The organism is Paraburkholderia phenazinium (assembly GCF_900142845.1).
Classification (GTDB): domain Bacteria; phylum Pseudomonadota; class Gammaproteobacteria; order Burkholderiales; family Burkholderiaceae; genus Paraburkholderia; species Paraburkholderia phenazinium_A.
Genome location: NZ_FSRU01000002.1, coordinates 609,967 through 622,467 on the forward strand (window position 1 = coordinate 609,967; position 12,501 = coordinate 622,467).

The 12,501-nt window shown below is 63.7% G+C and carries 10 protein-coding genes; 9 read left to right on the top strand and 1 reads right to left on the bottom strand.

Translation table 11 applies throughout. From position 1 onward, the window contains the following. Position 1 precedes the first annotated feature (1 nt). Complete coding sequence (locus BUS12_RS19845) at positions 2-778, top strand: 3'-5' exonuclease (protein ID WP_074298527.1); 777 nt, start codon at positions 2-4, stop codon at positions 776-778. Positions 779-1,085: 307 nt separating this feature from the next. Next, on the top strand, positions 1,086-2,390 hold the full coding sequence (rlmD, locus tag BUS12_RS19850; RefSeq protein WP_253190257.1) for a 23S rRNA (uracil(1939)-C(5))-methyltransferase RlmD: 1,305 nt from the start codon (positions 1,086-1,088) through the stop codon (positions 2,388-2,390). A gap of 131 nt (positions 2,391-2,521) precedes the next feature. Here rlmD and BUS12_RS19855 read toward each other — a convergent pair whose 3' ends face one another. Then, a complete protein-coding gene (locus BUS12_RS19855; protein WP_074298529.1) occupies positions 2,522-3,418 on the bottom strand; it encodes an outer membrane protein assembly factor BamD in 897 nt (298 codons plus the stop codon). Positions 3,419-3,456: 38 nt separating this feature from the next. Between BUS12_RS19855 and BUS12_RS19860 the strand changes: the two genes are divergently transcribed. From BUS12_RS19860 to rimO, 7 genes are all read left to right on the top strand, one after another. Further along, the gene (locus tag BUS12_RS19860) at positions 3,457-4,698 is read left to right on the top strand and encodes an RluA family pseudouridine synthase (protein ID WP_074298532.1); all 1,242 of its coding nucleotides are present in this window, start codon (positions 3,457-3,459) and stop codon (positions 4,696-4,698) included. Next, on the top strand, positions 4,695-5,561 hold the full coding sequence (gene pgeF / locus BUS12_RS19865) for a peptidoglycan editing factor PgeF (RefSeq protein WP_074298534.1): 867 nt from the start codon (positions 4,695-4,697) through the stop codon (positions 5,559-5,561). Before BUS12_RS19860 ends, pgeF begins: the two co-directional genes overlap by 4 nt. Positions 5,562-6,000: 439 nt before the next feature. Continuing rightward, positions 6,001-7,851, top strand: coding sequence for a class I poly(R)-hydroxyalkanoic acid synthase (gene phaC / locus BUS12_RS19870; protein ID WP_083640524.1), 1,851 nt, complete (start codon positions 6,001-6,003; stop codon positions 7,849-7,851). 165 nt (positions 7,852-8,016) lie between these two features. After that, positions 8,017-9,198, top strand: a complete 1,182-nt coding sequence (locus tag BUS12_RS19875) for an acetyl-CoA C-acetyltransferase (RefSeq protein ID WP_074298535.1) — start codon at positions 8,017-8,019, stop codon at positions 9,196-9,198. A gap of 183 nt (positions 9,199-9,381) precedes the next feature. Next, positions 9,382-10,122: a 3-ketoacyl-ACP reductase gene (locus BUS12_RS19880; RefSeq protein WP_074298537.1), complete on the top strand. Its 741-nt coding sequence runs from the start codon at positions 9,382-9,384 to the stop codon at positions 10,120-10,122. 138 nt (positions 10,123-10,260) lie between these two features. Then, positions 10,261-10,839 carry a polyhydroxyalkanoate synthesis repressor PhaR gene (phaR, locus tag BUS12_RS19885; RefSeq protein WP_074264803.1) on the top strand — a complete coding sequence of 193 codons (579 nt, stop codon included), beginning with the start codon at positions 10,261-10,263 and terminating at the stop codon, positions 10,837-10,839. A gap of 268 nt (positions 10,840-11,107) precedes the next feature. Beyond that, complete coding sequence (gene rimO, locus BUS12_RS19890; protein ID WP_074298539.1) at positions 11,108-12,499, top strand: 30S ribosomal protein S12 methylthiotransferase RimO; 1,392 nt, start codon at positions 11,108-11,110, stop codon at positions 12,497-12,499. Positions 12,500-12,501: the final 2 nt, after the last annotated feature.

Genomic DNA, 12,501 nt, shown 5'->3' on the forward strand with positions numbered 1-12,501 from the left:
GATGACACCGATTCTTGTTTTCGACATCGAGACGATTCCCGATGTCGCCGGCATTCGCCGCCTCGAAGATTTGCCCGCCACGCTCAGCGACGCCGAAGTCGCCGAGCATGCCTTCGCCGCGCGCCGCGAAAAAACCGGCAGCGATTTCCTGCCGCACCACCTGCAACGGATTGCGGCGATCTCCTGCGTGTTCCGCGACAACAACGGCTTTCGCGTGCGCTCGCTCGGCACGCTGGAGGATGGCGAAGCGGCGCTGGTGCAGTCGTTCTACCGGGTGATCGAGAAGTACACGCCGCAACTGGTGTCGTGGAACGGCGGCGGCTTCGATCTGCCGGTGCTGAACTACCGGGCGCTGGTCAACGGGATTCCGGCGAGCCGCTTCTGGGATCTGGGCGAGGACGACCGCGAGTTCAAGTGGAACAACTACATCAGCCGCTACCACGCGCGCCATACGGATCTGATGGACGTGCTGGCGATGTACCAGGCACGCGCCAACGCGCCGCTTGACGCGCTCGCCAAGCTATGCGGCTTCCCCGGCAAGCTCGGCATGGACGGCGGCCAGGTGTGGCACGCGTTTCAGGACGGGCAGATCGAAGAGATCCGCAATTACTGCGAGACCGACGTCGTCAACACTTACCTGCTGTACTGCCGCTTCCAGTTGATGCGCGGCGGTTTCTCGCCGGAAGAATACGCAGACGAAATCGCGCTGGTGAAAAGCGCGCTGGCGCTCGAGCCTTCGCCGCATTGGGCGGAGTATCTGGCAGCGTTCGATAAGTAGGTGGCTCCGGGGCGCGCGTCGTCGAGCGTGCGCGCGGGGGCGAGGTTGTCCGCCGCGTCGCGCCCCCGCCGGACGACGCTCCAGTTGATCCGCCGCATCGTCAAATCTCCGTCGCCGCTTGTGGTTCGTCTACAATCTCGCCTTCCCCCAACAGTCTGTCAGGAAGCCGCAGGTGTCTCAGATTGCCCCCCATCGTGCCTCGAACCGCTCGTCCAGACGCAAGAAAAAAGCGTCCGCCGAAGCGGCTACGTCAGCCGCGCCCGCCGCGTCCGTTATAGCCCCGATTCTGGAAGTCGAATCGCTCGACATGGAAGCGCGCGGCGTAGGCCGTACCGTCAACGAAGACGGCACGCCGGGCAAGGTGATTTTCGTCGAAGGCGCCTTGCCGGGTGAGCGTGTCACCTATTTGAGCTACCGTCGCAAGCCGAGTTTCGAACAGGCGGAAGTGGTCGACGTGCTGCGCGAAAGCGTGATCCGCACCAAGCCGCAGTGTCAGTTCTTCGGCACCTGCGGCGGTTGCTCGATGCAACACCTCGACGTGCGCGCGCAGATTGCCGTCAAGCAGCGTGTGCTCGAAGACAATCTTTCTCATCTGGCGAAGCTGCGGCCCGAAACCGTGTACCGGCCGATTCACGGTCCGTCATGGGGATACCGTTACCGGGCGCGCCTCACCGTGCGCCACGTGGCCAAGAAGGGCGGCGTGCTGGTGGGCTTCCACGAACGCAAGAGCAGCTTTATCGCCGATATGACCTCGTGCGAAGTGCTGCCGCCGCACGTCTCGGCGATGCTGGTGCCGCTGCGCCGGCTGGTCGAAGGCCTGTCGATTCGCGAGCGCATGCCGCAGATCGAACTCGCGGTCGGCTCGACGGTGACGGCGCTGGTGCTGCGCATTCTGGAGCCGATCAACGCGGCCGACGAGCAACTGCTGCGCGAATTCGCCGATGCCCACAACGTGCAGTTCTGGCTGCAGCCGCAGGGGCCGGATTCGGTGGCGCCGTTCTACCCGCTCGATGCCCGGCTCGACTACACGCTGCCGGAGTACAACATCCGCATGCCGTTCAAGCCGACCGACTTCACCCAGGTGAATCACCAGATCAACCGGGTGCTGGTGGGCCGCGCGCTGCGTCTGCTGGCGCCGTCGCGCGGCGATCGCGTGCTGGATCTGTTCTGCGGCATTGGCAATTTCACGCTGCCGCTTGCGCGGATATCGAAGGAAGTGGTGGGCATCGAGGGCAGCGAGGTGCTGACCACGCGGGCGCTCGCCAATGCCGCGGAGAACGGCGTGGCGGAGCACACCTCGTTCGCCTGCCGGAACCTGTTTGAGGTGACCGCCGACGACATGCGCGCGCTCGGCCACTTCGACAAGTTCCTCATCGACCCGCCGCGCGAAGGCGCGCTGGCTGTTTCGAAAGCGCTGGCCGAGATCGCCCAGAGCGGCGACGGTCCGCTGCCGAAGCGGATTGTCTACGTGTCCTGCAATCCGTCGACCCTCGCCCGCGATGCCGGTCTGCTCGTTCACGAAGCCGGCTACCGGCTCAAGGGCGCGGGCGTGGTCAACATGTTCCCGCATACGTCGCATGTGGAGTCGATCGCGCTGTTCGAGCGCGACTGACCGCGACTACGCTCAAGCACAGCGCACAAACAAAAACGCCACGACCTTAAAGTCGTGGCGTTTTTGCTTGCTCGGACGTCGATCAGGCGTTGAGCTGGATCAGCTCCAGTAACGCTCGTCCCGTGTGTGGCTTAGAACTGCCACCACGACTTCTGCTGACCGGGCCGTGCATGACCGGTGATGTAGGGGCTGTCCGGGAAGGTGCCGGCCAGCACGCGCTTCGTATCGTCGGCCAGTTGCGGTTGGTCGAGCTTCTGGTACGAGAGCATCATGATGTGCAGCGCGTCCTCAATTGCCGGCGCATTCCGGTAATCCCGGATGGCGAGCTGCGCACGGTTGATGGCGGCAACGTAAGCACCACGACGGTAGTAGTAGTCCGCTGCGTGAACTTCGTGAGACGCGAGGGCGTTCACGATATAGCGCATGCGTTGTGCGGCATCCGGTGCGTACTTGCTGTTCGGATACTTGTCGACCACCACCTTGAACGCGTCATACGACGCGCGCAGCGACTTCGGATCGCGCTCGCTCATGTCCTGGCCGGAGAAGCGGCCGAACAGACCGAGGTCGTCGTTGAAGTTGATCATGCCCTTCAGGTAGTACGCGTAGGCAATGTCGGGGTGACCCGGGTGCAGCTGGATGAAGCGGTCGATCGCCTCGTTGGCGGCGTCGTTCTCGCTGTCTTTCCAGTTGCAGTAGGCTACGTTGATCTGCGCCTGCTGGGCAAAATGGCCGAACGGATCGCGACCCTCAAGCATTTCGAAATATTTCGCGCACTTGCCCCAGTCGCCGCCGGACAGCGCGTCTTGCGCCTCCGTATATAATTTGTTGTTTGGCCATGTAGCCGTTTCATCGGTCTTTTCCGGCAGGCCATGGCAGGCTGCCACGACGGCGATAGCCGCGACGCAGGCGAAGTAACGTGCCACTCTGCTAGCCGTGCTTCGGAGTGTGGCCCGGGCTGCTGTCCGCAGTGCTGTCTTTCGGGCCACCGTCTTTTGGGCCGATTCGATAATGATGTTCAAGGCTCGCATTTTCCAGTCTAGCTTTACGTCCAGGTGACCCAGACTCAATGACCCGTTCAAATAATCCGGTTCCTTCTACAGGTGCCCGGAATAGCAACAAAGATTATAGCCCAAGCGCTGACCCCACCGACGCGTTGGGTAGGGATTCGTTAGACGACGATCTCGACAGCGACGCGCTTTTGCCCCCGCAGAGCGCGGGAGAAGTGCCTACTGTGAGCAGCAAGGCCGTGGACAACACGCCGCGCGTGGTCATCGTCCCCGACGAACTGGCCGGCGAGCGCCTCGACAAGGTACTGGCCAGAGTCTTTCCGGAGTTTTCGCGTAACCGGCTGCAAAGCTGGATCGAAGCGGAGCGCGTGCGCGTGGACGGCGTGCCCGCGAAGATCCGCCAGCCAGTGCCGCTTGGCGCGAGCATCGAGCTCGTTCCCGATCTGCTGCCGGAGCAGCTTGCCTTCACGCCCGAACCCGTGCCGCTCGACGTTGTCTACGAAGACGAGACACTCGTGGTGATCAACAAGCCCGCCGGCATGGTGGTGCATCCGGCGGCCGGCAACTGGAGCGGCACCGTACTCAACGGGCTCCTGTATCGCTATGGCGAAGCGGCGTCGGGCTTGCCGCGCGCCGGTATCGTACACCGGCTCGACAAGGAGACCTCGGGGTTGATGGTGGTGGCGCGCACGCTCGAGGCGCAGACCGATCTCGTGCGGCAATTGCAGGCGCGCACAGTTAAGCGCCGCTATCTCGCGCTGGTGTGGGGCAACATGCCGGACGAGGGCACGATCGACGCGCCGATCGGCCGCGATCCGCGCGAACGCACCCGCATGGCGGTGGTCACGAGCGCCTCGGGCAAACCCGCGCGGACTCACTTCCGCCGTGTCGACTCGGCCATCTGGCAACGGCAGCCCGTATCGGCGATCCACTGCGATCTGGAAACCGGACGCACCCACCAGATTCGCGTGCATTGCGCGCACATCGGTCATCCGCTGCTGGGCGATCCGGTCTATGGACGCGCACGCGGCAAGCGCTCGGTCACGCCGCTGCCCGACGGTTTCGCGCGCCAGGCGCTGCATGCATGGCGCCTGGGCCTGATTCACCCGCAGACCGGCCGCGAGATGCAATGGCGCGCCGAGGTGCCTGAAGACATGGCGGCGCTGTCGGCGGCGCTCGGGCTCGGCCGCGACGACGCGGGCGAGTTCGACGAGGCGTATTACGAAGATGAGGAAGGGGAAGGTTACGAAGCGTCTTTCGATGACGAGCTGGACGACGATGATGAGGACGACCACGCATGACGCAGCCCGACGCTACGCAGTCCGCCGCTACGCCGCCTGAGTTGACGCTCGCCGATGTGCTGCAACCCGCCTGGCGTGTCGCGCCGCGCGTGCGTTCGCTGGTGACCACGCGCAACGGCGGCGTGAGCCTGCCGCCGTTCGGCCGCTGGCACGACGGCGTCGAGACGCCGGGCGGCCTGAACCTCGGCCGGCTGGCGGGCGACGATCCGGCTTGCGTCGAGCAGAATCGCGCGCGTCTGATGAGCTTGACGGGTGGCGCCGAAGCGGCGTGGCTCCAGCAGGTTCACGGTGCGGATGTGGTGGATGCGCACGAGGTGCTGGCGCGGGCCCGCAAGGGCGAGCCACTCATGCGCGCCGACGCCAGCGTCACCAACCAGCCCGGCACGATTTGCGTCGTGATGATTGCCGATTGCATGCCTGTGTTGCTGTGCGACGCCGATGGCTGCGCGGTGGGTGCCGCGCATGCAGGGTGGCGCGGCCTGGCCGCGGGCGTCGTCGAGAAGACCGCGCAGCGCGTCGCCGATCTCGCGGGCACGCAGCCCGGCGCACTGCACGCGTATCTCGGACCGTCCATCGGACCTGCCACGTTCGAGGTGGGGGCAGACGTGCGCGACGCATTCATGAATGGCGCCGAGGATTCGCAACGTGAGGCGACGGCTCGTGCGTTCGTGCCGCGTCCCGAGGCGGCGGGCAAATATCTCGCCGATCTGCCCGCGCTGGCGCGTTTGCGTTTGCAACGTCTTGGCGTGACGCAGATTACCGGTGGCGACACATGCACGGTGACTCAGCGTGAACGTTTCTATTCTTACCGGCGCGATCGCGTCACAGGCCGCATGGCCGCCTTGATCTGGCTTGCCGACTGAGCGCGCACGCCTGCTTATGCCGCTGGCGGCCATAACAGGCGGGGATCGTCAGGGTTTGTTCGGGGGCGCCGCGGGCATTTTTGTTGCGCCGCCAAAGGCGAACGCGCCGGCTGCCGGGCTTGCCATAGCGCGGCTCGAAAAGCGCCGTTATTTCCCGTGTTAAATGCAAAAAAGGCCCTGCGAATATGGGCCTTTTACATTTCTTGTCCATTCGTTCTAGCGGGCCACATTAAGGCGATGAAATACATGGGGAAAACGATAATTAAAAAAATATCGCACTGCGGCAAAATCGGGAACAAGCATTGACATGCCTTGCGATGGGGAGCAAGAATGTTCCCCACACACGGGACAGGGCGTGACGAGGTCGCGAGCAATCGCCCACGTGCGTCGGAAACCTGCCTCTCAACCGTCCGTCAGGACTCACCGGTCAAAAGCAGGTATGGCAGCATCACAACATTCCTCGACTTCCTCAAGCACGGACTCCACGACGGAGCAGCAGACCAGTGCAGGTCCCGCCGGAGCGCAGCAGTTATTCGATGCCTGGATCAACGCATGGCGTTCGCTCGGCGTGCCTGCCGCGGGTGCCGGCGCGGCGTTCCAGATGCCGCAGATGCCCTCCATGCCGGCCATGCCCGACTTCAGCAACGCTGCGGCCGCGATGGCGCCGTTCGCCGGCCTGAAGGTACCCACCGCGGCGATCCCTTCTGAGCGTTTGCAGAAGCTGCAAGCCGACTACTCGCGCGAAGCGATGCAGTTGCTCCAGCAATCGGCTGAGTCGACGCCGAAGATCCCCGAACTGAAGGACCGTCGTTTCAGCGCGGAGGCATGGAGCGCCACGCCGGCGTATGCGTTTACCGCCGCATGGTATCTGCTGAACGCGCGCTATCTGCAGGAGCTGGTCGAGGCGCTCGATACCGAACCGAAGGTGCGCGAACGCATCCGCTTCGCGGTCCAGCAGTGGACGGCGGCGGCCGCGCCGAGCAACTTCCTCGCGCTCAATCCCGAAGCGCAGAAGACCTTGCTGGAGAGTCGCGGCGAGAGCCTGCGCCAGGGCGTCGCCAATCTGTTGGGCGACCTGCAGCGCGGCAAGATTTCGCAGACCGACGAATCGCGTTTTGTGGTCGGCAAGAATCTCGCAAACACCGAAGGCTCAGTGGTGTTCGAGAACGACCTGATCCAGTTGATCCAGTACAAGCCGCGCACGGCGAGCGTGCGCGAGCGGCCCTTGCTGATCGTGCCGCCTTGCATCAACAAGTTCTATATCCTCGATCTGCAACCGGAGAATTCGCTCGTCGCTCATGGGCTCGAGTCGGGGCATCAGGTGTTCCTGATTTCGTGGCGCAATGCGGATGCCTCGATTGCGCATAAGACGTGGGACGACTACACCGACGAAGGCGTGCTCACCGCGATCGAAACCGTGCGCAAGATCAGCGGGCGCGAGCAGATCAACACGCTCGGCTTCTGCGTCGGCGGCACGATGCTCGCCACGGCGCTGGCCGTTGCGGCGGCGCGCGGCGAACATCCCGCAGCTTCGATGACGCTGCTCACCGCCATGCTCGATTTTTCGGACACAGGTGTGCTCGACGTGTTCGTCGACGAAGCGCATGTGCAGATGCGCGAGCAGACCATCGGCGGCAAGAACGGCGCGAAGCCGGGACTGATGCGCGGCATCGAGTTCGCCAACGCGTTCTCGTTCCTGCGTCCGAACGATCTCGTGTGGAACTATGTCGTCGACAACTATCTAAAGGGCCGCACGCCGATGCCGTTCGACCTGCTGTACTGGAACAGCGATTCGACGAGCCTGCCCGGACCGATGTACGTGTGGTACCTGCGCAATACGTATCTGGAGAATCGTCTGCGCGAGCCGAATGCGCTGACCGTGTGCGGCGAGAAGGTGGACCTGTCGCTGATCGATGTGCCCACCTTCATCTACGGTTCACGCGAGGACCATATCGTGCCGTGGCGCACGGCCTATGCCTCGGTGCCGCTGCTGAGCGGGCCGCTGGAATTCGTGCTTGGCGCGTCGGGGCATATCGCGGGCGTGATCAATCCGCCTGCCAAGAACAAGCGCAATTACTGGGTGCTGCAGACAGAGGGCAAGCACTTGCCGGAGAGTCCGGACGACTGGTTCGAACAGGCAACGGAAGTGCCGGGAAGCTGGTGGCCCGAATGGACCCGCTGGCTCGATCAATACGGCGGCAAGAAGGTCAAGGCGCGTGCCACTGCGGGCTCGGCCGACTATCCGGCGATCGAGGCGGCGCCTGGGCGCTATGTGATGCAACGCGAGTAACGATGGCGGGTAGCGCAGACAAGGCGCGGATGAAGGTGCGGATGCGACCAGAACGATTGACGCCGGCTGTGTGAGCCGACGGCGTTGGCGGCACTGAGCAGGTGATTGGATTTTTAACTTGACGGGCGGCGGAGCGACTGGCCGCGATGCCCGGAGGAAATTGAAATGACTGATGTAGTGATCGTATCGGCCGCGCGTACGGCAGTCGGCAAATTCGGTGGGTCGCTGGCGAAAATCGCTGCACCCGATCTCGGCGCACTCGTGGTTCGCGCTGCACTCGAACGCGCGGGTGTGAAGCCCGAGCAGGTCAGCGAAGTGATCCTGGGCCAGGTCCTGACGGCAGGGTCCGGCCAGAATCCGGCGCGCCAGGCGCTGATCAAGGCGGGCCTGCCGCTGGCGGTGCCCGGCATGACCATCAACAAGGTGTGCGGCTCGGGCCTGAAGGCCGTGATGCTGGCGGCCAACGCCATCATCGCCGGCGACGCGGATATCGTGGTGGCGGGCGGCCAGGAAAACATGAGCGCGGCGCCGCACGTGCTGCCGGGCTCGCGCGACGGCTTCCGCATGGGCGACGCCAAGCTGATCGACAGCATGATCGTCGACGGCCTGTGGGACGTCTACAACCAGTACCACATGGGCGTGACGGCCGAGAACGTCGCGAAGGAATACGGCATCACGCGCGAACAGCAGGACGCGTTCGCGGCCCTTTCGCAGAATAAGGCGGAAGCCGCACAGAAGGCGGGCCGTTTCGATGATGAGATCGTGCCGGTCGAGATTCCGCAACGCAAGGGCGAGCCGCTGCGCTTCGCCACGGATGAATTCGTGCGCCACGGCGTGACGGCCGAATCGCTCGCCGGTCTGAAGCCGGCCTTCTCGAAAGAAGGCACGGTGACGGCCGCCAATGCGTCGGGCCTGAACGACGGTGCGGCTGCGGTGCTCGTGATGTCGGCCAAGAAGGCCGAAGCGCTGGGTCTCAAGCCGCTCGCGCGCATCAAGGCATACGCCAGCGCCGGTGTCGATCCGAAGGTGATGGGCATGGGCCCGGTGCCGGCTTCGCGCCGCTGTCTCGAACGCGCGGGCTGGAGCCCGGCCGATCTCGACCTGATGGAAATCAACGAGGCGTTCGCTGCGCAGGCGCTCGCCGTGCACCAGCAAATGGGCTGGGACACGTCGAAGGTCAACGTGAACGGCGGCGCGATTGCGATCGGCCACCCGATCGGCGCGTCCGGTTGCCGGATCCTCGTCACGCTGCTGCACGAAATGCAAAAGCGCGACGCGAAGAAGGGCTTGGCCTCGCTGTGTATCGGCGGCGGCATGGGCGTGGCGCTGGCTGTCGAACGCGCCTGAGTCCGAACGAATGAGTTGAGTGTTGCCGCGCGCCGCGGCGTCAGCGGTCCGGGTCGAAGCGGTGCGTGGTGTGCGGTGTAGTGGCCTCGCCAGCCGGTCGCCCGGCGGCAGCGGAGATGCAGTACAGGCGAGGGAAGGGGCTGCCGGTCGGCGCCTCGAAAAAACGATAATGGAGTGTGGTTTATGGCACAGCGAATTGCGTATGTAACGGGCGGGATGGGCGGCATCGGCACGAGCATTTGCCAACGTCTTCACAAGGAAGGCTTCAAGGTCGTCGCCGGCTGTGGCCCGAACTCCCCACGCCGCGTCAAGTGGCTCGAAGAGCAGAAGGTCCTCGGTTACGACTTCATCGCCTCGGAAGGCAATGTGGGCGACTGGGAATCGACCAAGGCGGCTTTCGACAAGGTGAAAGCCGAGGTCGGCGAGGTCGACGTTCTGGTCAACAATGCGGGCATTACGCGCGACGTCGTGTTCCGCAAGATGACCCACGAAGACTGGACGGCGGTGATCGACACCAACCTGACGAGCCTGTTCAACGTCACCAAGCAGGTGATCGACGGGATGGTCGAGCGTGGCTTCGGGCGAGTGATCAACATCTCGTCGGTGAACGGGCAGAAGGGCCAGTTCGGGCAGACGAACTACTCGACGGCGAAGGCCGGCATTCACGGCTTCACAATGTCGCTGGCTCAGGAAGTCGCCACCAAGGGCGTCACGGTGAACACCGTTTCGCCTGGCTACATTGGTACGGATATGGTCAAGTCGATCCGCCCCGATGTGCTGGAAAAGATCGTTGCGACGATTCCGGTGCGCCGTCTCGGCCAGCCGGATGAAATCGGTTCGATCGTAGCGTGGCTCGCGTCGGACGAATCGGGCTTTTCGACGGGCGCGGATTTTTCGCTGAATGGCGGTCTGCACATGGGCTGATCCGTGCAGCGTCCGGTCGCAAGACAGGGCGCTACAGGGTTCAGGTGTTTCCGGCGGCGTCTCGTACCTGCAATCGGGCCCGGTTGCGCGTGCGGCAGGACGCCGTTTCTGCGCTTCAATGGCGCTCAAAGGCGTTAAATGACCACTACTACAAAGAAAACTGCCGAACGACTCATCAAGAAATATCCGAACCGTCGGCTCTATGACACCGAGACAAGCACGTACATCACGCTGACGGACGTCAAGCAGCTCGTGCTGGACCAGGAGGATTTCAAGGTCATCGATGCGAAGAGCAACGAGGACCTGACGCGCGCCATTCTGCTGCAGATCATCCTGGAAGAAGAGAGCGGCGGTCTGCCGATGTTTTCGTCGTCGATGCTCTCGCAGATCATCCGTTTCTACGGACACGCGATGCAGGGCATGATGGGCACCTATCTCGAGAAGAACATCCAGGCGTTTATCGACATTCAGGCCAAGCTCGCCGACCAGTCGAAGAACCTGTATGAAGGCAAGGCGATGAACCCTGAGGTCTGGTCGCAGTTCATGAACATGCAGGCGCCGATGATGCAGGGCATGATGACCAGCTACATCGAGCAGTCGAAGAACATGTTCGTGCAGATGCAGGAGCAGATGCAGAACCAGGCGAAGTCGATGTTCAGCACCTTCCCGTTCACGCCTGCCAATCCGCAGACGGATCCGGAGCCGGAGAAGAAGTAAGGCGGCATGAGTGTGCGCCGTCCGGCTCAGTGTCGGACTGGCGAAACTGCTGCAAAGAGGGCGCAGCGGGCTGACCGTGGGCAGTCCGATGGGCGGGAGCAATGGATGCTCCGGTGACCGGCCGCACCTGCGCTAGCTTAGCGTAGTGAGTCTGGTCGTTTCACGCGCGCGACTTCCGGCGGACGGCCTTCGCTTTACGCGGAGGCCCAGACCGTGCCACGGGGTACAATGTGAGGTTACGTTTACCGCCATCCGCCGGACCGACCCTATGCCGCAAGCTACTTCCCCCATTTCGCCGAACACAGCCGCCCCCAAGGTCGGCTTTGTCAGCCTCGGCTGCCCCAAAGCGCTCGTCGACTCCGAGCAGATCATCACGCAACTGCGCGCCGAGGGCTACGAGATCTCCGGGACCTATGACGGCGCGGACCTCGTGGTCGTCAACACCTGCGGCTTCATCGACGAGGCCGTGCAGGAAAGCCTTGACGCGATCGGCGAGGCGCTCACTGAAAACGGCAAGGTCATCGTCACCGGCTGCCTCGGCGCGAAGAAGAGCGCGAGCGGCTCGGGCCTGATCGAAGAAGTCCATCCCAAGGTGCTGGCGGTGACCGGTCCGCATGCGCTGGGCGAAGTCATGCAGCACGTGCACATGCATCTGCCGAAGCCGCACGATCCGTTCGTCGACCTGGTGCCCGCTGCGGGCGTGAAGCTCACGCCGCGTCACTATGCCTATCTGAAGATTTCCGAGGGCTGCAACCACCGCTGCACGTTCTGCATCATCCCGTCCATGCGCGGCGACCTCGTGTCGCGTCCGGTCGCGGACGTGATGCTCGAAGCGGAAAACCTGTTCAAGTCCGGTGTAAAGGAACTGCTCGTGATTTCGCAGGACACGAGCGCGTACGGCGTGGACGTGAAGTACCGCACCGGTTTCTGGAACGGCAAGCCGATCAAGACGCGCATGACGGACCTCGTCGCCGCGCTCGGCGAACTGGCCGCGCAATACGGCGCGTGGGTGCGCCTCCATTACGTCTATCCGTACCCGAGCGTCGACGAAGTCATCCCGATGATGGCCGAAGGTCCGTTCAAGGGCCACGTGCTGCCGTATCTCGACGTACCGTTCCAGCACGCGCATCCCGAAGTGCTGAAGCGCATGAAGCGTCCGGCCAATGCCGAGAAGGTGCTCGAGCGCGTGCGCGCCTGGCGCGAGATCTGCCCGGACCTGACTATCCGCAGCACGTTCATCGCCGGCTTCCCCGGCGAGACCGAAGAGCAGTTCCAGACGCTGCTGGATTTCATTCGCGAGGCGGAACTCGATCGCGTCGGCTGCTTCGCTTACTCGCCGGTTGAAGGCGCCACCGCCAACGAACTCGACGGCGCCTTGCCCGACGAAGTGCGCGAAGAGCGCCGCGCGCGCTTCATGGAAGTGGCCGAGGAAGTGTCGGCCAAGCGTATCGCGCGCAAGGTCGGCAAGACCTTGAAGGTGCTGGTCGACGAGATCAATGACGACGGCGGCATCGGCCGCACAGCCGCAGACGCGCCGGAGATCGACGGCGTCGTGTACATCTCGCCCACCACCAAGGCGTCGAAGCGCTACAAGGTGGGCGATTTCGTGTCGGTGAAAATCACCGGCGCGGACGGCCACGATCTGTGGGGCGAGGTGTAAGC